Here is a 20449-nt window from a genome sequence, read left to right as displayed (position 1 = left end):
CATGAGGCTCCACCAGCGAGCGCTTTGCGCTCGATCGCTGGCAAGCCAGCTCCCACGGGGTTACACCCGGAACTGATCCATCAGCCCCTGCTGCTGGTTGGCCAGGCTGTTGAGCGACTGGCTGACCCGCGCCGATTCGTTGGCCTGTTCCGACAGCGACTCGGTGACGTCACGAATGGTCGCCACGTTGCTGTTGATCTCTTCGGCCACCGCGCTCTGCTCTTCGGCGGCGCTGGCGATCTGCAGGTTCATGTCGCTGATCACCGTGACCGCATCGCCGATCTGCTGCAGGGCCGTGACCGCCTGGCTGACCTGCTCGACGCTGCCCTGGGCCTGGCGATGGCTGCTGTCCATGGCGCCGACCACTTCGCGGGTACCGGCCTGCAACTGTTCGATGACCTGGCGGGTTTCTTCCACCGATTCCTGGGTGCGGCGGGCCAGGTTGCGGACCTCGTCGGCCACCACGGCAAAACCACGACCGGCTTCACCGGCACGGGCGGCTTCGATGGCGGCGTTGAGGGCCAGCAGGTTGGTCTGCTCGGCGATCGAGCGGATCACTTCCAGCACCGAACCGATCTTCTCGCTGTTCTCGGCCAAACCTTCGACCTGGCCCATGGCGGTACTCATGTCGGCGGCCAGGGTGTCGATGCTGCTGGTGGTGCGGTCGATCACGGCCAGGCCCTGGCGGGTGGCCTGGTCGGCGTCGCGGGCTGCCTGGGCGGCTTGCGCCGCGCTGCGGGCGACGTCCTGGGCGGTGGCGCTCATTTCATGGGAGGCGGTGGCCACCTGGTCAACCTGGCGATACTGCTGCTCCATGCCGGCACTGGTCTGGGTGGCAATGGCCGAGGACTGATCGGCAGTGTCACGGGCGGCCTGGACCGAGCGTTTGACTTCGGCAATGGTCGGCTGCAGCTTGTCGAGGAAGCGGTTGAACCAGCCGGCCAGCTCACCCAGTTCATCGCGCTTGTCGTAGGTCAGGCGGCGGGTCAGGTCGCCTTCGCCGCTGGCGATGTCCTTGAGCATGGCCGCGACGCCGAGGATCGGCCGGGTCACGGTGCGCGCCATCAGCCAGATCAGCAGCAGGCCGACGATAGCCGCCAGCAGGCCCAGGCCCAGTTCCATCAGGGTGCCGCTGGTGTTGCGCTGGTCGAGCTCTTGCTTGAGGGCTTCGGCCGGGCCGGTCAGGGCGCTTTCCGGCACATCGAGCAGCACGCCCCAGGGTTTGCCGCCGGGGATCGGCGCGAACGAGGCCAGCACTTTCAGGCGCTGGTTGTGGTGGATGCTGTGCAGCGGAGTGCTATCGCCGAGCAAGCGGATCAGCTCGGCGCCTTTTTCCATATCGACCTGGTCAAAGCGCTGGGCCAGCTTGCTGGCGTCCGGGCTGTAACCGGCCAGCAGGCCCACGGGGCTGAGAATGCCGACCTGGGTCTGGCCCTGGTAAAGGTTGCGGCTGGCCTGTTGGCTCATGGCCTGCAGGCTGTTGAGGTTGATGTCGATGGACAGGGTGGCGATGACCTTGTCGGCCGCCATCAGCGGGAACACGATGCTGGTCATCAGCACCTGCTGGCCGTTGATTTCATAGAAGTAGGGCTCGATCACACAGACCTTGCGGGTCGTGCGCGGGCACACCGACCAGGTGTTGGCCGGCTCGCCGCTGGGGCCGATGCTGGTGTCGTTCATGTCGCGCTCAGGCAGCGCCATTGAGGTCAGCTGGCCCGGGGTCGGTTGCGACCAGTACAGGGCAAAGCGGCCTTTCTCGTTGCTGCCCAGTTCTTTCTGGTCGACGAACAGCGAGTCCTTGTTGTCCAGGGCGTTGGGCTCGAACACCAGCGACAGGCCGAGCAGGTCGGGGTTGGCCTGCAGCGCGGCGCGCACCTGGCGGGTCATGTCTTCGCGCAGGTCGAAGGCATCGAGGAAGCGCTTCTCGGCCTGCTCGCGAAGGAACAGTACCTGGCGGGAGAAGCCGGCACCGTACTGGTAGGCATCCATGAACTGGCGACGGATGTTCAAGGCCTGGACTTCACCCTGGGACTCGATGCGTCCCTGGGCCGCTTCAGTGAGCATCTGCATGCTGCTGGCCTTGACCAGCTGCGTGCTGTGCTCCATGCGGTACAGCGAGAGTCCCACCAGCAGGGTAACGATGCCGGCCAGGCACAGGCCGGCCAGCAGGGTGATCTTCCACTGAATGGAAAGTTGTCTGAACGACATGGCGAAGTCCTTTGATCCTGAAAGATTGAGGCTGCCGACTATATCGGCTGCGATGCCGTTTTCTTTATTCAAACGTTCAATTGAAATGCGTCGTTTTCGGTCACGGAAGCGACTGATTGTCGCAGGCGCGAAATCCCGTTTTTTTGACAAGCGCGGGGGTCTGCTTCAGAGTGTGCGCCCTCCATAAAAATACCTGTCGTTCGGCCACTGCTCCCGAGCAGTCTGTCGCCGGATCGGTCGCTTTTTGTCTGGTTTCTAGAGGTCACAGAATGAATGCAGTAATTGCCGCGGTCGGCATCATGCTGGTATTGAGCCTGTCCCGCGTGCATGTGGTGATTGCCCTGATCGTGGGTGCCCTGGCGGGTGGGCTGGTCGGCGGCCTGGGCATCGAAGGCACGCTCAAGGCCTTCAACGGCGGGCTGGGTGGCGGTGCCACGGTGGCGTTGTCCTATGCTTTGCTCGGCGCCTTCGCCGTGGCCATCGCCAAGTCGGGCATGGCCCATGCCCTGGCTGATCGTGCCTTGGCCATGATCGACCGGCAGGGGCACAGCAACGGCGGCAAGGTCAAATGGCTGCTGATCGGCCTGCTGTTGGTGGTGGCAATTTCGTCGCAGAACATCCTGCCGATCCATATCGCCTTCATTCCGTTGCTGGTGCCGCCGCTGCTGTATGTGCTGACCAAGCTGCAGATCGACCGGCGCCTGGTGGCCTGTGTGATGACCTTCGGCCTGATCACCCCGTACATCTTCCTGCCGGTGGGCTTTGGCAACATATTTCTCAACCAGATCCTGCTGGGCAGTGTCAGCCGCAGCGGCGTGGATGTCAGTGGCGTCAACGTCACTCATGCCATGGCCATCCCGGCGGCGGGCATGCTCTTCGGTTTGCTGGTGGCGGTGTTCATCAGTTATCGCAAGAAGCGCGTGTATGACCTGGAGAAAATCGAGCAGGTCGAGCAGGTGGCCGTGAGCTACAACCCGCTGACCCTGCTGGTAGCGGGCTTCGCCATTGCGGCGGCGTTCATCATCCAGTTGTGGCTGGACTCGATGATCATCGGCGCCATGGCCGGCTTTCTGATCTTCTCGGTGTCGGGCATCGTGCGCTGGAAAGACACCGACGACCTGTTCACCGAAGGCATGAAGATGATGGCCATGATCGGCTTCATCATGATCGCCGCCTCGGGCTTTGCCGAGGTGATGAAAGCCACTGGTGAGGTCAAGACCCTGGTCGAGGCCTCGGCGGCCTGGATCAATCACAGTAAAGGCATCGGTGCACTGCTGATGCTGCTGGTGGGGCTGCTGGTGACCATGGGCATCGGTTCGTCGTTCTCCACCGTGCCGATCCTGGCGGCGATCTTCGTGCCGCTGTGCGTGCAACTGGGTTTCGATCCCGTAGCGACCGTGTGCATCGTCGGTACTGCCGGTGCCCTGGGCGACGCCGGTTCACCCGCGTCGGATTCGACCCTGGGGCCGACCTCGGGCCTGAACGTCGACGGTCAGCACCACCATATCTGGGACACTGTGGTACCGACCTTCATCCACTACAATCTGCCGTTGCTGGCGTTCGGTTGGCTGGCGGCGATGATGCTCTAGGGCTGCGCAGGGGCTGAGCGCAAGGCTCAGCCTTTGGCGGGTGGCGGCGAGATGCGGTTAAGCACCATGTTGCCGCTCTTGTTCTGGGTCAGGTACACCGGCAACACCTTGGGCAGGGTACTGACCAGACGCTTGATCTCGCTGGTGTTGTAGATGCCGCTGATGCGAATGCTACCGGTGCTGGTGTCAGCCAGTTGCAGGGGTTTGTCCAGGTAGCGGTTGATCATCGGCAGGGCCTGGGCCAGGCTCTGGTTGTCAAGGATCAGCTTGCCATTGCGCCAGGCCAGGCTGTTGTCCTGGCTGTAGGTCTGATCCAGGTGCGGTTCGTAATCACCCGCCCGGTAGCTGGCCTGCATGCCCGGGCCAAGGCGGTAGCTGCTGTCGCTGGCCTTGCCGTCACTGCTGACCAATACCGAACCTTCCACCAGGGTCACCTTGACCTGATCGTCATACTTCCACACGTTGAACTGGGTGCCGGTGACCCGGGTCCAGCCATTGGCCGCGTGCACCACGAAGGGATGCTGACTGTCGTGGCTGACCTTGAAGAAGGCTTCGCCCTTGATCAGCGTGACCCGACGCTCGTCCTTGTAATTGGTGAAACGCAGTTCGGTGTTGAGGTTGAGTTCGACTTCGCTGCCGTCGCTGAGCACTACGCGGCTCAGATGCTCACTGCTTTCCAGGTACTGATAGCTGTTGGGCAGCCAGCCTTGCTCCCAACCAATCCAGGCGCCAGCCGGCAGGGTCACCAGGGCGATGGCTGCGGCCGTGGCGAACCGCTGCCAGGTGCCGCGGCGGCGCTGAGGCAGGGGCACGACGTTGTCGGGGAAGGTGCGGGGCAGATGGTCGGCGGTCTGCCAGATGTCCACCATCGCCTGGTATTCCTGCAGGTGCAACGGATGAGCCGTCAGCCATTGCTCGAACGCCAGCCGCTCGGCGGCGGTGCAGTCTTCAGCTTGCAAGCGCAGGCACCACTGCGCAGCGGCATCGGTGATGGCATCATGTTCGGCGGCGCTGAGACTGGTGTGGTTCATTGAAACTCCCGGTTTTGTCCATTCTACCTTGCAGGGTAGGTGGCCGAGAACCGAGATAATGGCGAATGACTATCAGTTGTAGGTTTTTTTACCGCCAAAACCCCGTAAAACCACGGATTTGACAATGATTGCTTACAAAATCACGGACGAAAGGTAGGCCTGCGCCACCGGGCAGCAGCGCAGGCCGTTCTTCAGAACTGCGCGGCGTCAAGCTCGAACAACGAGGCACTGCCGGCACGAATGCTGGCTTGCAGCGACAGCGTCCGGGGCAACAGGCGTTCGAAAAAGAACGCCGCGCTGGCGAGCTTGGCGCCGTAAAAGGCCGGGTCTTGCACCAGCGCGTCGCGGGCGACCGCGGCCATGCGCGACCACATGTAGGCGTAGGCGACGTAGCCGAACAATTGCAGGTACTCCACAGATGCCGCGCCAATGGCATTCGGGTCGCGGCTCGCTTGCTCGCACAGCCACTGGCTGAGGTCCTCCAGCTCGTCCAGGGCGTTGAGCAGCGGCTGGCGAAAAGGCGGTTCGGTTGCGCTGAACTGGCGAATCTGCGCGGCAAAGGCCGCCAGCGCCTGGCCACCATCGGCCACGACCTTGCGCCCGAGCAGGTCCAGGGCCTGGATACCGTTAGTGCCCTCGTAGATCTGTGCGATGCGCACATCGCGCACCAGTTGCTCCTGGCCCCATTCGCGAATGTAACCATGGCCGCCGAACACCTGCTGGCCGAGCACACAGCTTTCCAGGCCGTTGTCGGTAAAGAAGGCCTTGGCCACCGGGGTCAGTAGCGCCACCTGGCGTTGCGCCGCGTCGCGTTCATCGGCGTCTTCGGCGTACTTGGCGATGTCCAGTTGCTGGCCGACGTAGGTGGCGAAGGCGCGTCCGCCTTCGGTGAGGGCGCGCATGGTCAGCAACATGCGCCGCACATCCGGGTGGACGATGATCGGGTCGGCAATCCGCTCCTTGTCCTGGGCACCGGTGGCTGCCCGGCTTTGCAGGCGCTCACAGGCGTAGCGGGCGGCGTTCTGGTAAGAGGCCTCGGCACAGCCGATACCCTGGATGCCGATCGACAGGCGCTCGTAGTTCATCATCGTGAACATCGCCGCCAGGCCGCGGTTCGGTTCACCGATCAGGTAGCCGGTGGCGCCGTCGAAGTTCATCACGCAGGTGGCCGAGGCCTTGATGCCCATCTTGTGTTCGAGCGAGCCACAGCTGACCGCGTTGCTCTGGCCCAGGCTACCGTCGGCATTGACCAGGCGCTTGGGTACCAGGAACAACGAGATGCCCTTGGGCCCGGCCGGCGCATCCGGCAGCTTGGCCAGCACCAGGTGGATGATGTTGTCAGTCAGGTCCTGGTCGCCGCCAGTGATGAAGATCTTGGTGCCGCTGACCTTGTAGCTGCCATCGGCCTGGGGCTCGGCCTTGCTGCGGATGATGCCCAGGTCGGTACCGGCGTGGGGCTCGGTCAGGCACATGGTGCCGGCCCACTGGCCACTGTAGAGCGCCGGCAGGTAAGTGGCCTTGAGCGCGTCGCTGGCGTGGGCGTCGATCGCCAGGCAGCAGCCGGCGCTCAGGGCCGAGTACAGGCTGAAGCTGCAGTTGGCGGCATAGAGCATCTCTTCGAACTGCACCGCGAGCATCTTCGGCATGCCCAGGCCGCCAAATTCCGGGTTGCCGGCCAGGCCCACCCAGCCGCCGTCGCGGTAGGTCTGCCAGGCCTGGCGAAAACCGTCCGGGGTGCGCACTGCACCGGCCTCGAACGCTACGCCCTGTTCATCGCCGCTGCGGTTGAGCGGGGCGAGCAACTGGCCGGTGATTTTCGCCGCCTCTTCGAGGATGGCCGTGGCGGTGTCGGCATCGACCCGCTCGGCCAGGGCTGGCAGGCGCGCCCACAGGGCCGGGCCATGGAACACTTCATGAAGGACAAAGCGCATGTCGCGCAGGGGAGCATTGAATTCAGGCATGGCAGTTCTCGCAGTCAAAAGGGGTCAGAGCGCCTTGGCCCAGTCGCGCAGCAGGTACTTCTGGATCTTGCCGGTAGAGGTCTTCGGCAATTCGCTGAACACCACGGTTTTCGGCAGTTTGAAGCCGGCCAGGTGCTCGCGGCAAAAGGCGATGATCTCGGCTTCGCGGGTGCCCTCGCAGCCGGCCTTGAGGGTGATATAGGCGCAAGGGGTTTCCCCCCATTTGTCATCCGGGCGGGCGACCACGGCGGCTTCGAGTACCGCCGGGTGCTTGTACAGGGTGTCTTCGACCTCGATGGTGGAGATGTTCTCGCCGCCGGAAATGATGATGTCCTTGAGCCGGTCCTTGATTTCCACGTAGCCGTCGGCATGCCACACCGCCAGGTCGCCAGTGTGGAACCAGCCGCCACGGAAGGCTTCGGCGGTGGCTTCGGGGTTTTTCAGGTAGCCCTTCATCACTGTGTTGCCGCGCATGAAGATCTCGCCCAGGGTGTTGCCGTCGCGCTGTACCGGCTCCAGGGTCTGCGGGTCGGCGACCATCAGGCCTTCGAGGGTCGGGTAGCGCACGCCCTGGCGCGACTTGATTCGCGCCCGTTCGGCCAGCGGTTGTTCATCCCATTCAGCGTGCCAGGCACAGACCGTCACTGGGCCATAGACCTCGGTCAGGCCATAGACGTGAGTGACCTTGATGCCCATTTCTTCCACCGCGCCGATGACCTTGGCCGGCGGCGCCGCGCCGGCGACCATGGCATTGACCGGGTGATCGATCGCCGCCTTGGCCGATTCGGGCATGTTGATCAGCGCATTGAGCACGATCGGCGCACCGCACAAATGGCTGACCTGATGTTCGCGGATCAGGGTGAGGATCTTCTGCGGGTCGACCCGGCGCAGGAATACATGGGTGCCGGCCAGGGCAGTGACGGTCCAGGGGTAGCACCAGCCGTTGCAGTGGAACATCGGCAGGGTCCACAGGTACACCGGGTGGTTGCCCATGGCCCAGGTCATCTGGTTGCCGAGGGCGTTGAGGTAGGCGCCGCGGTGGTGATAGACCACGCCCTTGGGGTTGCCGGTGGTGCCGGAGGTGTAGTTCAGCGAGATCGCCTGCCATTCGTCTTCGGGCCAGTGCCAGGCGAATTCGGGGTCACCTTCGGCGAGAAAGGCTTCATAGTCCAGGTCGCTGACCGCCTGGCCTTCGCCGTACTCCGGGTCATCGACATCGATCACCAGCGGCGGGTATTCCATCAGCGCCAGGGCCGCTTCAATGACCTTGTGGAACTCGCGGTCGCTGATCAGTACCTTGGCTTCGCCGTGCTCGAGCATGAACGCGATGGCCTCGGCATCCAGGCGCACGTTGAGGGCGTTGAGCACGGCGCCGATCATCGGCACGCCGAAGTGCGCTTCGAGCATGGCCGGAATGTTCGGCAGCATCACCGCCACCGTATCGCCCTGACCGATACCGCGCCCGGCCAGGGCGCTGGCCAGGCGACGGGAACGTTCGTAGGTCTGTTGCCAGTTGCGCCGGATCGCGCCGTGGATCACCGCCGGGTACTGGCCGTAGACGGCGGCGGTACGCTCGATGAAACTCAAGGGGCTCAAGGCAACATGATTGACAGGGGCGGGCGCCAGGCCCTGGGAGAAAATCGACATGAGGTCGTCCTGTGCAGGAGGCAGTCGCCCGTGGCGAACTGAAACCTCCGATGGCTGATTGTTAGCTCTGATCAGGTTTCGTGAAGGGCAGGCCCTTCCGCTGTCGCAAGTTTTACGCGAATGGCTATGGTAACTGGAAGATAGACTATAGCAATATGGTATAAATACTATAAAAGCCCTGAGGCGCCGCTTTGGATACTTCTTTCACCTTGCTGCTGGCCAAGGATCCGCAACCGAGCCTGTTGCTGGATGCTTCAGCCAGCGTACTGGCCAGCAACCCGGCCTTGCAGGCGCTGCTCGGGCCCTGGCCGCAGCGTGACGTCGAGCACTGGCTGCCGAGCAACTACCGGGCACTGGTGCGCGCCTGCCTGGAGCAAGGGCGGGCGATCAATGAGGTCGAGGCGCCGGTGGCCGGGCAGATCCTGCTCTGGACCTTCATCCCCGATGACGCCGCCCAGCAGGTGCTGGCGCGTTGTCGTGATGCCACCCTGGAGCGCCAGGGTGAACGTGACGCCAGCCAGGCCCGGCGCCTGTACCGGCTGATCACCGAGAACACCACCGACCTGATTTCCCGGCACACGCCTGACGGCAGTTTTATCGATGCCTCGCCCGCCGCGTTCCGCCTGCTGGGCTACTGGCCGGAAGAACTGCGCGGGGTGCAAGTGCAGTCGCTGTTCCATCCCCAGGATCGCCAGCAATCGTTGTTGCAGGCGTCCCAGGCGCTGGAGCAGGACGGCTACCAGACCATGACCTGCCGGGTGCGACACCGTGACGGGCGTTACCTGTGGTTCGAGATCGCCAGCCGCGCCATCCGCGAAACCTATACCGGTGCCGTGGTGGAGATTGTCAGCGTCTCGCGGGACATCAGTGTCCGTATCGAAGCCCAGGAAAACCGCCGGCGCCTGGCCGAGGTGGTCGAAGCCAACACCGACCTGGTGCTGTTCAGCGACCGCGACGGCCGGCTCAGCTACCTCAACCGCTCGGCGCGGCGGACCCTGGGGTTGCAGGGGGTAGAGCCGCTGCCCGGGTTGCACGCCTTGCTCGACCCGCAGCTGCAGCAGCGCTTGCACAGCGAAGGCTGGCAGCGTGCCGAGCAGCACGGCGTGTGGCAGGCCGAGGCGCGGCTGATCCCGCACCAGGGCGGCGCGGCGTTTCCGGTATCGCTGGTGTTGCTGGCCCATCGCGCTACCGGTGGTGAGCGCTACTACTCGCTGGTGGCCCGCGACATGACCGAGCGTGAACTGCGCGAAAGCCAGCAACGCCGCCATCAGGACGAACTGGCCCACAGCGCCCGGCTGATTACCCTGGGCGAGCTGGCCTCGGGGATTGCTCATGAAATCAACCAGCCGCTGGCGGCGGTGGTCAACTATGCCAGTGCCAGCCAGCGTTACCTGCAAGCCGTGGAGCGCGATCCGCAGGCCGCGCAACGCGTCGCCCAAGGCTTGCAGCGCATCAATGAACAGGCGACCCATGCCGCTGAAGTGATCAAGCGCTTGCGCGCCTTTTTGCGCAAGGAACCGCGACGCCTGCAGGCCTTGGCGATTGCCGATGTCGTGGCTGAAGCGGTACGCCTGTGCGACTGGGAGGCCAGCCGCGATCAGGTGAGCATCGAGCAGCGTGTGGACGAGGGGTTGCCACCGGTGTATGCCGACCGGGTGCTGCTCGAACAGGTGCTGCTTAACCTGTTGCGCAATGCCATCGACGCCAACCGTGACCAGCACGACGGCCAGGCCTCGCGTATCCTGCTCAGCGCCGAGCTTGCGGCGGGCTGGCTAACGATCCGGGTCAGCGATCAGGGGCCGGGGGTGGCGGCCGAGCGCCTGGATGGCATCTTCACCCCGTTCAACACCAGCAAGCCGGACGGCCTGGGTTTGGGCCTGAGCATGAGCCGCAGTATCGTCGAAGGCTTTGGCGGCACCTTGCAGGCACAGCCTGGCGAGGCGGGCGGATTGATCTTGTGCTGTCGGCTGGCGCCGGTGGCAAACAGTGGGGAGTGATATGCAGGAACCGCGGGTGTATGTGGTCGATGATGATCAGGGCATGCTCGATTCGACCGTGTGGTTGCTCGAGTCGGTGGGCTTGCAGGCGCTGCCGTTCACCAGTGGCCAGGCGTTTCTTGACGCCTGCGACGGCCATGTGCCGGCCTGTGTGCTGCTGGATGTGCGCATGCCGGGGATGGGCGGCTTGAGCGTGCAGGACGCGTTGCGTGCGCGGGGGATCGATTTACCGGTGATCTTTGTCAGTGGCCACGCCGATGTGCCGATCGTGGTGCGGGCCTTCAAGGCCGGGGCTTGCGATTTCATCGAAAAACCCTACAACGATCAGTTACTGCTCGATAGCGTTCAGGACGCGCTCGGGCAAGTGCGCCATGCCGGGCCGCTGGAAGCGGTGCAGGCGCGTGTCGACAGTCTCACGCCCCGCGAACGTGATGTGTTCCTGCCGCTGGTGCAGGGCTATACCAATCGGGAAATTGCCGAGCAGCTGGAGGTCAGCATCAAGACGGTCGACCTGTATCGCTCGCGGGTGATGAAGCGCATGCAGGCCGATCACTTGCCGGCGCTGGTGGGGATGGCGATTGCCTGCGGGCTGGTGCAGCCGTTGAATTTGCGTTGACTGGATCGCGGGGCAAGTCGGCTCGCCCCGCGATGGGTATTAAGGTCTGCGCCCCAGCAACAAACCGACCACCAGGCCGAACCCCGCGGAAATCGCCACCGTCTGCCACGGATGGCCACCGATGTAGTCCTGGGTGGCATCCACCACTGGCTGCGCCTTGCTACGCACGCTGGTGACCGCATCACGGGCCTGCTTCAATTTCAGTCCGATCTGGGCGCGCAGGGTTTCGGCTTCTTCGCCAACCAGTGCGGCACTGTCGTTCAGTAGTTTTTCCGACTCTTCGATCAACGCCTGCAGTTCACTGAAAGCCTGATCCTTGATTTGCTCGGCATCGCTTTGCACGGTGGTTTTCCTGGCCATGGGCGCTTCCTCGTCAGTTGATGGCATTGAACAGTGGATGCCGCCGGGCGCGGAAAGTTGCAGCGGTTTGCCGGGCCCCGGCGGCTACAGTGTAAGATAGCGCCTATTTTCCAGCGGCAGGACACCCCTCATGAGTTTCAATCTGGCCAACAAGAGCTTCGCCGAACGGGCGCAGATCGAGGACGAGAAAGCACGACTGTTCGAGCTCTGGCAGACCAACCTGGGCAAGGCCAAGGCCGACGCCGCCCGGCTGATCGCCGAAAAACCACGGCGCAAGGGCAAGTGGGCCGAATGGGTCCGGGCCGAACTGGACGGCATGTCGCCGCCCGAATACGCCAACATGGTCCGCAGTGAAGTCAACAAACTGATGGCAGCGGCCAAGTAAGCCTCAGGCGAACACCGCCAGTACCGCTTCACGGACTTTCTCCAGCGCCGGGTCCGGTTGCCCGCCGGTGCGCCAGCCCAGTTCCACCGGATATTGCGGCAAGGCCAGCGGGCACGGCAGCACCACCAGGCCGGCGGTTTCGGCAATGGTCCGGGCGGCATGGCCGGGCAGGGTGGCCAGGCGCTCGCTGCCCTTGAGCAAGTAAGCCAGGGCAGCAAAATGGCTGGTCGACGCCGCCACCCGGCGACTCAAGCCCAGTTCGGCCAGTGCCTCGTCGACGATGCCGATAAACCCCCCTGACGACACCAGAATCTGCTCCCGCGCCACGAACTCATCCAGGCTTAATGCGCTTTGCCCGGGCGCCATGCTGTGCGGGTCGAGCAGGCACAGATAATCCCCTTCATCGAGCACCCGGCGGCTGAGCAGGCGGGCGGAAAACCCGCCTGAGGCCAGCGCCAGATCAAGGCTGCGATCAAGTAAAGCGCGGGCGACGATCTGGCTGTGAGTCTGGCGAAAGATCAGCCGCAGGCCCGGCGCCAGCCGTTGCACCTGCTCGATCAAGGCCCGGCCGTAGGCAATCTCGAAATCATCGGAGAGGCCCAGGGTCACTGCCCGGCCTTCGAACTGTTCGGCTTGCGGATCGAGCAGGGCCAGGCTTTGCCGGCATTTGTTCAACGCTTCGCTGATCAGCGGCTTGAGCTGGTTGGCCCGCAGGGTTGGCGCCAGGCCACGCCCGGTGCGCATGAACAGCGGGTCGCCATAGACCTCGCGCAAACGCCGCAAGGCAGCGCTGACTGCCGATTGGGTCAGGCCCAGGCGTACGGCAGCGCGGCTGGCGCTGACTTCGTCGTGCAGGGCTTCGAAGACCTTGAGCAGGTTGAGGTCGATGTCGGTGATATTTGCAGGATTCATATCATTCAGAAACGAAGTGGGCTTTATTCATGATTGGTCCGGCGCCGACAATCTGCAATACCCATCGCCCACCCGGAGCACCCGCTAATGACCAAGTCCGTCGTCGCCGCCTTGCAGATCGGTTCATCGCCTGAAGGCAAAGCCCATACCCTGGAGCAGATCCTTGCGTACGAGCAGGCCATCAGTAACGCGGGCGCCAGCCTGGTGGTGATGCCCGAAGCGCTGCTGGGCGGTTATCCCAAGGGCGAGACCTTCGGTACGCGCCTGGGCTACCGCCTGCCCGAAGGCCGCGAAGCCTTCGCCCGCTATTTCGCCAATGCCATCGACGTACCCGGCAGCGAGACCGAGGCCCTCGCTGGGTTGTCGGCGCGTACCGGCGCCAGCCTGGTGCTCGGGGTGATCGAGCGTAGCGGCCATACCCTGTATTGCAGCGTGCTGTTCTTCGAGCCCGAGCAGGGCCTGGTGGCGGTGCACCGCAAGCTGATGCCCACCGGTACCGAGCGGTTGATCTGGGGCCGTGGCGACGGCTCGACCTTGCCGGTGATCGAAGGCCGTGCCGGGCGTATCGGCGCTGCGGTGTGCTGGGAAAACTACATGCCGCTGCTGCGCACAGCGATGTACGCCAAGGGCGTGGAGCTCTGGTGTGCACCGACGGTGGACGAGCGTGAGCTGTGGCAGATGAGCATGCGCCATATCGCCGCCGAAGGCCGTTGCTTCGTGATCAGTGCCTGCCAGGTGCAGGACTCGCCCAACGCGCTGGGCATCGAGGTCGCCGACTGGCCGGGCGAGCGCCAGCTGATTGCCGGGGGCAGCGTGATCGTCGGGCCGCTGGGTGAAGTGCTGGCCGGGCCATTGGTCGGTGAGCGCGGTCTGCTGTGTGCCCAGATCGACACCGCAGAGCTGGTGCGCGCCCGCTATGACTTCGACGTGGTCGGCCATTATGCGCGGCCGGACATCTTCGAGCTGAGCGTGGATGAGCGCAGCAAGCCCGGCGTGCGCTTCATCAACCAGGGCTGAGTCTTACCAGGGCGCGCTGGCCGGTTGTGGCAGGTTGAGCCGGCCGCTGTCGCTGAAGCGCCGGGTGCCGAAGGCGCCGCCGGCCAGCTTGCCGCGCACCGTGTAGGGCAGGCCGTCGAGGCTGCGCACCTGGCTCAGGCCCACGGCCTGGCGCAGCACCGAGAACGCGGTGATGCTCACCGGCACCACCAGCACGCCTTCGCTGAAGCGGCCGATACTGCCGCTTTGATCACTCACGCCAGCTGCCAGCGGCTGGCCGTTGACCTCAAGGTTGAGGGCGATGCCGTTGTAGTCGATCGCGGTTTCATTGGGGTTCTGCACGCGGATCTTCACCGCCATGCGCAGCTCCAGGTCCTGGCCGGGCAGGGGATCGATACCGATCACGCTGATGTTCACCGGGTCGCGGGACTGGAACAGGGCGCAGGCGTTCAGGCCGCCGATCAACAGCAGGGCCAGGCAAAGGCGTAGGAATCGGGTCACAGGCACAGCTCCAGCGCAGGAGAACAACTCCGAGTGTGGCAAATGCACAGCGGCGTTGAAAGTGCTGTGCGTTATGAAAGATACTTGTTCTCATTAACGCCCGCTAATTCCTCCCACTGGCCCATCGAATCCTTCATGTTGACGTCTCCCGTGTCCGGACTGCTTTCAAGCTTCCAGGAACATTACGATGACCTGCTGCAGTTCCTGACCCGGCGCATGAGCGACCGGCAGCGGGCCGCCGACGTCGCCCAGGAAACCTACCTGAAGCTGGTGAAGATCGAGCAGCAGGAGCTGCCGGTGCTGCATGCGCGCAGCTTCATCTTTCGCGTGGCCGGCAACCTGGCGATCGATACCCTGCGCCGCGAGCAACGCATGAGTGCCAACCTCGACGACAGCGAAGCGGCGCGCCAGGTGCCGTGCCCGGCGCCAGCGCCGGAAGCGGCGTTGCTGGCCAGTGAACGCCTGGAGCTGCTCGATGAAGCCTTGCTGCAATTGTCGGCCAATGCCCGTCAGGCGTTGCTGCTCAACCGCGTCGAAGGCCTGACCCAGGCGCAGATTGCACAACGGCTGGGCGTTTCCGAGAGCATGGTGGCAAAATACATCGGCCAGGCCTTGCGCCATTGTCGCGACTGGCTCAAACACAACCATGACTGATGCCCTTGCCATGCCCGCGCCGCAGCCGATCAGCGATTTGTCCGATGATGCCCTCGACTGGCAGGTACTGCTGCATTCGGGCAACGCCAGCGCCAGCGACCAACAACGCTACCAGCGCTGGTGCGCGCTGAGCCCGGCTCACGCCGAGGCCGCGAGCGAAGCCGAGGCGTTGTGGGCGGACCTCGGGCAGACCCGCGCGGCGGCTGAAGTCGTAGCGACGGCGCCACGTCGGCGGCGCTGGGGCTCGAAAATTGCCGCTTCGCTGGTGCTGGCGCTGGTCGGATATGGCAGTGTGCAGCAGGCACCAGCCTTGCTTGCCGACTACCACACCGGGGTTGGCCAGCAGCAACGCATCACCCTGGCCGATGGCTCGCAGGTCACCCTCAACAGTGGCAGCGCCTTGTCGGTGGATTTCAGCCGTGGCGAGCGCCGCGTTGTCCTCAAGGCCGGCGAGGCCTTGTTCGAGCCGGCCGCCGACCCGCGGCCGTTCGTGGTCGATGCCGGGGCTGAGCCCGTGCAGGGCAGCGCCGCGGTATTCAGTGTGCGCCGTGACGGTGCACGCAATCGCGTGGTGGTTGCCCAGGGCCAGGCGCGGGTCGGCGGGCAGTTGCTGGAAACATCGCCCGATGCCCGGGCGCAAACCGCCTGGCAGCGCGGCAAGCTGATCTTCAACGGCAAGCCGCTGCGTGAAGTACTGGCCGAGCTTGAGCGCTATCAGCACGGGCGTATCGTGCTGTCTGACCAGCAACTGGCGGCGCTGCAGGTCAGCGGGGTGTTTGACCTGAACGACCCTGAGGGGCTGTTGCGCACCCTTGAGCAGCGCTATGCATTGAAGGTTACCTACCTGCCCTGGCTGGCGGTGGTGTACTGACGGGTCTCATCGCTGGCAAGCCAGCTCCCACAGGTATTGCATGCACCGTACCTGTGGGAGCTGGCTTGCCAGCGATAGGGTCGTAACTGCGCAAAAAATATTTTCAAATTCCCACTGCAAGTTCTTCCCCGCCCAATCGTCGTAGTGAGACTGATCAGCAATCCATTCTCATTTACAACCATTTGCCTGGAAGACAACAGTGAAGGGTCCGCTCAAGCCAATCGCCCGTTCCACCGGTTATTTCAAACACGCCCTGCTGGCCTCCACTGCCGTTGCCGCATTGCTCGGCACGCTACAAGTGCACGCTGCCGATGCGGTAAATGCCGCCAGCACCCAGCAGGAACGTGAAGTATCCCTGGACCTGCCAGCGCAGAGCCTCGACCAGGCCCTGACCGCCTTCGCCGACCAGGCGGGCCTGCACCTGCTGTTTACCAGCCAGGACGTGGCCGGCCGGCAAAGCCCGGCGCTCAATGGCCGCTACAGCATCGCCCAGGCCCTGCAAAGCCTGCTGGCCGGCAGCGGCATGAGCTGGAAGTTCAGCGAGCAGAACACGGTGATCCTGCGCAAGAGCGCGGCGGCGCAAAGTGTCAGCCTCAAGCCCATCGAAGTCAGCGTGGCCTCGCGTACCAGCACCTCGATCAGCGAAATCCCCGGCACCGTCTGGGTGGTCGACCAGCAGCAATTGCGCGAGCAGATCGACAGCGGCGTCAGCCTCAAGGAGGCCATCGGCAAACTGGTACCGGGCCTGGACCTGGCGCCGGAAGGGCGCACCAACTACGGCCAGAACATGCGCGGGCGCAACGTGCTGGTGATGATCGACGGCGTCAGCCAGAACAGCTCACGCGGGCTGTCGCGCCAGTTCGACAGCATTTCGCCGTTCAACGTCGAGCGCGTCGAAGTGCTCTCCGGCGCCAGCGCCATCTATGGCGGCGGCGCCACCGGCGGGATCATCAACATCGTCACCAGGAAGGGCGAGGCGGGGCCGGCGCGCTTTGAAACCCAGCTGGGCGCCAGCAGCGGCTTCAACAACAGCGACGACCTGTCGACCCGCATCGCCCAGTCGATCAGCGGCGGCAACGAGCGCGTCAACGCGCGCCTGGGCGTGTCCGCCGAGCAGAACGAAGCCTTCTACGACGGTGCCGGCGACCAGATCTTCATCGACAACACCCAGACCGACCTGCAGTACAACCGCACCATCGACGTGCTCGGCAGCCTGGGCCTGAAATTCAACGACGAGCAGAGCCTCGACCTGCTGGCCCAGTACTACGACTCGGGTAACCACGGCAGCACCGGTATCTACTTTCCCAACCTCAACTACAACGGCCCATCGGACCTGGAAGATGCCGAGCTGCGTGGTGGCTATTCCACCGACCTAGAGCCGCGCACCAAGCGCCTGCTGCTCAATGCCAACTACCACCACAGCGATGTGCTCGGCCAGGACTTCTACCTGCAAGCCTCGTACCGCAAGGAAGACGACAACTTCTATCCGTTCCCGTACTACAACACCGGCAAACCGGCGGGCTCCAAGGGCGTGTACTTTGCCGCCTCGCAGCAGAACTTCGAGGTCAGCAGCCTCAAGGCGCTGTTCGCCAAGCAGTGGGACAGTCTCAAGCTGACCTACGGCGTGGACCTGGACCGCGAGCGCTTCAATGCCGACCAGACCACCTTCGATGCCCTGACTTCATCCGAAAGCGGCGGCCTGGACCTGGATGAAGCCAGCAAGGCGGCGCGCTACCCCAGCTACCGGGTCGATGGCATTTCGGCCTACGCCCAGCTGGACTGGAAGGCGACCGATAACCTGACGGTTTCCGGCGGCGCCCGGCGCCAGCAGATGGACGTCGATGTCGGCGATTTCAAGAGCGTGCCCGGCGGCAACAACGACTACCAGGTCAACCTGTTCAACCTTGGCGCCATCTACGACTTCAAGAACGGCCACCAGGTCTGGAGCAACTACGGCGAAGGTTTCGACCTGCCGGACCCGGCCAAGTACTACGGCAAGCCGGGCCTGAGTGTCGAAGACAACCCGCTGGCCGGGATCAAGAGCCGCCAGGTGGAACTGGGCTGGCGCTATGCCGACCTGGACTGGGACGCCCAGGCGGCGGTGTACTACATCTGGTCGGACAAGATCATCACCACCGACATGGCCACCCTGACCATCAACGTCGAAGAACAGAAGAGCCGCGACTTCGGCTTTGAAGGCGCGCTGACCCGCCACTTCGAAAGCGGCTGGGAGGCCGGCAGCACCCTGCACCTGGTGCGCTCGGAAGAGGAAGACAAGGACGGCGACTGGATCAAGCGCGATGCCCGTTATGCGTCGCTGTCCAAGTCCACTGCCTTCGTCGGCTGGAAGGGCGATGGCCGTAGTGCACGCCTGCAGGCCAACCACGCCTTCACCCTCAAGGACGATGCCGATCACACGATCAGCGGCTACACCACCTTCGACTTGCTGGGCAGCCAGGACACCGGCTTCGGGACCTTCAGTGCCGGCATCCAGAACCTGCTCGACAAACAGTACAGCACCGTCTGGGGCCAGCGCGCGACGCTGTTCTATTCACCGACCTACGGGCCGGCCTACCTCTACGACTACCAGGGCCGTGGCCGCACCTACACCCTGACCTGGTCGCTGGCCTACTGAGTCAGGCGAAGGCTGCCAGCAGGTCGGCTGCGAAGGCCTGCTGGGCGTCGCTGGGCACCTGGGCGCGATGGCGCACCAGCACGAACGGCACGGTGAAATCCAGCGCCGGGTCCAGGCCCTGCAACAGGCCGCGCTCAACCCAAGGCTCGGCGTAGTGGCAGGGCAGGTAGCCGATGTGCTGGCCGGAGAGGATGAAGGTCAGGGCACCGTCCACCTGCTCTGAACGGGCTGCGCCACTGGTGCCGTCAAAGGGCTCCTGGCGGCTCTGGAAACGGTAGGGGTGTTCGACCTGGTCGGCCTGCTGCAACGCCTCCAGGCTAACGTCCGGCTGGCCGGCCAGCGGATGATGGCTGGCGCAGTACAGGCGCTGGTTTTCTTCGAACAACAGCGTGTAATCGAACGCCGCCTGTTTGCCGGAAAAATAGCCGATGGCCAGGTCCAGGCGTTGCTGCAACAGTTGACGCTCAAGGTCTGCCGGCATGGCGCTGACCAGTTCCAGGCGCACCGACTCGTCACGCTGGCGAAAGCGCTCGATGGCCCGCGCCAGGCGCAAGGTCACGGTGCTTTCCTGGGCTTCGGAAATGCCGATGCGCACCTCGCCGAGCAAACGCCCGGCGACGCCATTGGCCTGATGGCGAAACGCCTCGATCTGCACCAGCAGCTCGCGAGTGGCCTTGAGCAGCACTTCACCCTTGGCGGTCAGGCCAAAGCCGCCCTTGCCGCGGCTGCACAAGCGATAACCCAGACGGGTTTCCAGGCGCGCCATCTGCTGGCTGATGCTTGGCTGGCTCAGGCCCAGCACGCCCTGGGCGGCGCTGAAGCCACCGGCCTCGACTACAGTGACGAACAGCCGCAGCAGATGCAGGTCGAGGTCGTGCAGTTGTCCCAACATCAAACATTGCTCCCGATGAATGTCAGGTTAATTGACTTGCCATTTTAGTAATGTAACCCGGCAGGCATGCTGGCGGCATCCACTGACAAAGGTGCCCGACATGCGTACATCCCTGTGGTTGTTGTCCCTGGTCCTGGCCTTGCCGGTGCAGGCCGAGGAAAAAGTCCTCAATCTGTACAGTTGGGCCGACTATGTCGCCCCCGAAACCTTGCAGCGTTTCGAGCAGGAAACCGGTTACAAGGTGCGCTACGACACCTTCGACACCACCGAAGTCCTGGAAACCAAGTTGCTCACCGGTGGCAGTGGCTATGACGTCGTGGTGCCGTCCGCCAGCCTGCTGGCCCGCGCCCTGGCTGCCGGTGCCTTGCAACCGCTACAGGCCCAGGCCATGCCCGGCTACGGCAATCTCGACAAAGACCTGCTGGCCAAGCTGGCCGAGGTCGACCCCGGCAATCAGTACGCCGTGCCCTACACCTGGGGCACCCTGGGCCTGGGCATGAACCTTGAGGCGGTGCGCCAGCGGCTGGGCGATGCACCGCTGGACAGCCTCGACCTGTTGTTCAAGCCCGAGTACGCCAGCAAGCTCAAGGATTGCGGGATTGCCATGTCCGACTCGCCCCAGGAGGTGATTGGCGTAGCCTTGAATTACCTGGGCAAGGATCCCTACAGCCGCGACAAAAACGACCTGGCGGCCGCCCAGTCACTGCTCAAGCAACTGCAACCCTCCATCCGCTATGTCGCCAACGGCCGGCAGATCAACGACCTGGCCAACGGCAGTGTGTGCCTGGCCCTGACTTACAACGGTGACGCGGCCATGGCCGCCGACCAGGCGCAAAAGGCCGGCAAGCCGTACCAGGTGATCTATCGCATTCCCCGCGAAGGCACGCTGATCTGGCAGGACAACCTGGTCATGCCCAAGGACGCGCCGCACCCGGACGCCGCCCGCGCCTTCATTGCCTTCATGTTGCGCCCCGACTCGGTGGCGCCGTTGACCAACACGCTGTTCTTCGCCAATGCCAACCAGGCCGCCACGCCCCTGGTGGACGAGGCGGTACGCAGCGACCCGGACATCTACCCTTCGGCCGAAGTGCGCGCGCGGCTGTTTGCCGACCGCAGCATGAGCCTGGCCGACATGCGCCAGCGCACTCGCCTTTGGACCACCTTCCGTAGCCGCCAATAACAACAGACCAGGAG

16 protein-coding genes and 1 pseudogene are annotated in these 20449 nt (G+C 64.1%); 9 read left to right on the top strand and 8 right to left on the bottom strand.

The window, feature by feature from the left end:
• Positions 1-60: 60 nt before the first annotated feature.
• Positions 61-2208 (bottom strand): methyl-accepting chemotaxis protein, encoded by a 2148-nt coding sequence (locus tag CCOS864_RS18800; RefSeq protein ID WP_115087838.1) that lies wholly within the window; start codon positions 2206-2208, stop codon positions 61-63.
• Between the two features lie 269 nt (positions 2209-2477).
• On the opposite strand from CCOS864_RS18800, the gene CCOS864_RS18795 reads away from it, so the two are divergent.
• Complete coding sequence (locus CCOS864_RS18795) at positions 2478-3797, top strand: Na+/H+ antiporter family protein (protein WP_115087837.1); 1320 nt, start codon at positions 2478-2480, stop codon at positions 3795-3797.
• A gap of 26 nt (positions 3798-3823) precedes the next feature.
• On the opposite strand, the gene CCOS864_RS18790 is transcribed toward CCOS864_RS18795, so the two are convergent.
• The 3 genes from CCOS864_RS18790 to CCOS864_RS18780 all read right to left on the bottom strand — a co-directional run bounded on the left by CCOS864_RS18790 (position 3824) and on the right by CCOS864_RS18780 (position 8436).
• Positions 3824-4828: a FecR family protein gene (locus CCOS864_RS18790; RefSeq protein WP_115087836.1), complete on the bottom strand. Its 1005-nt coding sequence runs from the start codon at positions 4826-4828 to the stop codon at positions 3824-3826.
• Positions 4829-5019: 191 nt separating this feature from the next.
• Complete coding sequence (locus CCOS864_RS18785) at positions 5020-6789, bottom strand: acyl-CoA dehydrogenase C-terminal domain-containing protein (protein ID WP_115087835.1); 1770 nt, start codon at positions 6787-6789, stop codon at positions 5020-5022.
• Positions 6790-6813: 24 nt separating this feature from the next.
• On the bottom strand, positions 6814-8436 hold the full coding sequence (locus CCOS864_RS18780; RefSeq protein ID WP_115087834.1) for an acyl-CoA synthetase: 1623 nt from the start codon (positions 8434-8436) through the stop codon (positions 6814-6816).
• Between the two features lie 191 nt (positions 8437-8627).
• Between CCOS864_RS18780 and CCOS864_RS18775 the strand changes: the two genes are divergently transcribed.
• A complete protein-coding gene (locus tag CCOS864_RS18775) occupies positions 8628-10433 on the top strand; it encodes a PAS domain-containing sensor histidine kinase (protein WP_115087833.1) in 1806 nt (601 codons plus the stop codon).
• 1 nt (position 10434) lies between these two features.
• Positions 10435-11049, top strand: a complete 615-nt coding sequence (locus CCOS864_RS18770; protein WP_115087832.1) for a response regulator transcription factor — start codon at positions 10435-10437, stop codon at positions 11047-11049.
• A 39-nt stretch (positions 11050-11088) separates the two neighbouring features.
• Here the strand turns inward: CCOS864_RS18770 and CCOS864_RS18765 are convergent, their stop codons facing one another.
• A complete protein-coding gene (locus CCOS864_RS18765) occupies positions 11089-11409 on the bottom strand; it encodes an ElaB/YgaM/YqjD family protein (RefSeq protein ID WP_115087831.1) in 321 nt (106 codons plus the stop codon).
• 130 nt (positions 11410-11539) lie between these two features.
• On the opposite strand from CCOS864_RS18765, the gene CCOS864_RS18760 reads away from it, so the two are divergent.
• A complete protein-coding gene (locus CCOS864_RS18760) occupies positions 11540-11794 on the top strand; it encodes a hypothetical protein (RefSeq protein WP_010226580.1) in 255 nt (84 codons plus the stop codon).
• 3 nt (positions 11795-11797) lie between these two features.
• On the opposite strand, the gene CCOS864_RS18755 is transcribed toward CCOS864_RS18760, so the two are convergent.
• The gene (locus CCOS864_RS18755; RefSeq protein WP_115087830.1) at positions 11798-12706 is read right to left on the bottom strand and encodes a LysR family transcriptional regulator; all 909 of its coding nucleotides are present in this window, start codon (positions 12704-12706) and stop codon (positions 11798-11800) included.
• Between the two features lie 87 nt (positions 12707-12793).
• Here CCOS864_RS18755 and CCOS864_RS18750 point away from each other — a divergent pair, with 87 nt between their 5' ends.
• On the top strand, positions 12794-13723 hold the full coding sequence (locus CCOS864_RS18750) for a carbon-nitrogen hydrolase family protein (RefSeq protein ID WP_115087829.1): 930 nt from the start codon (positions 12794-12796) through the stop codon (positions 13721-13723).
• A 3-nt stretch (positions 13724-13726) separates the two neighbouring features.
• Here the strand turns inward: CCOS864_RS18750 and CCOS864_RS18745 are convergent, their stop codons facing one another.
• Positions 13727-14203 carry an LEA/WHy family protein gene (locus CCOS864_RS18745; protein WP_115087828.1) on the bottom strand — a complete coding sequence of 159 codons (477 nt, stop codon included), beginning with the start codon at positions 14201-14203 and terminating at the stop codon, positions 13727-13729.
• Positions 14204-14338: 135 nt separating this feature from the next.
• Between CCOS864_RS18745 and CCOS864_RS18740 the strand changes: the two are divergent.
• From CCOS864_RS18740 to CCOS864_RS18730, 3 genes and pseudogenes are all read left to right on the top strand, one after another.
• Positions 14339-14845, top strand: a pseudogene (locus tag CCOS864_RS18740) (RNA polymerase sigma factor); the annotation flags it as partial.
• A 4-nt stretch (positions 14846-14849) separates the two neighbouring features.
• On the top strand, positions 14850-15728 hold the full coding sequence (locus CCOS864_RS18735) for a FecR family protein (protein ID WP_233674777.1): 879 nt from the start codon (positions 14850-14852) through the stop codon (positions 15726-15728).
• 199 nt (positions 15729-15927) lie between these two features.
• Positions 15928-18363: a TonB-dependent receptor gene (locus tag CCOS864_RS18730; protein WP_115087826.1), complete on the top strand. Its 2436-nt coding sequence runs from the start codon at positions 15928-15930 to the stop codon at positions 18361-18363.
• Position 18364: 1 nt separating this feature from the next.
• Here the strand turns inward: CCOS864_RS18730 and CCOS864_RS18725 are convergent, their stop codons facing one another.
• Complete coding sequence (locus CCOS864_RS18725; protein WP_115087825.1) at positions 18365-19255, bottom strand: LysR family transcriptional regulator; 891 nt, start codon at positions 19253-19255, stop codon at positions 18365-18367.
• Between the two features lie 100 nt (positions 19256-19355).
• Here CCOS864_RS18725 and CCOS864_RS18720 point away from each other — a divergent pair, with 100 nt between their 5' ends.
• The gene (locus CCOS864_RS18720) at positions 19356-20435 is read left to right on the top strand and encodes an extracellular solute-binding protein (protein ID WP_115087824.1); all 1080 of its coding nucleotides are present in this window, start codon (positions 19356-19358) and stop codon (positions 20433-20435) included.
• Positions 20436-20449 lie beyond the last annotated feature (14 nt).

Source organism: Pseudomonas wadenswilerensis (assembly GCF_900497695.1).
GTDB lineage: Bacteria > Pseudomonadota > Gammaproteobacteria > Pseudomonadales > Pseudomonadaceae > Aquipseudomonas > Aquipseudomonas wadenswilerensis.
This window is presented reverse-complemented; position numbering and strand designations above follow the sequence as displayed.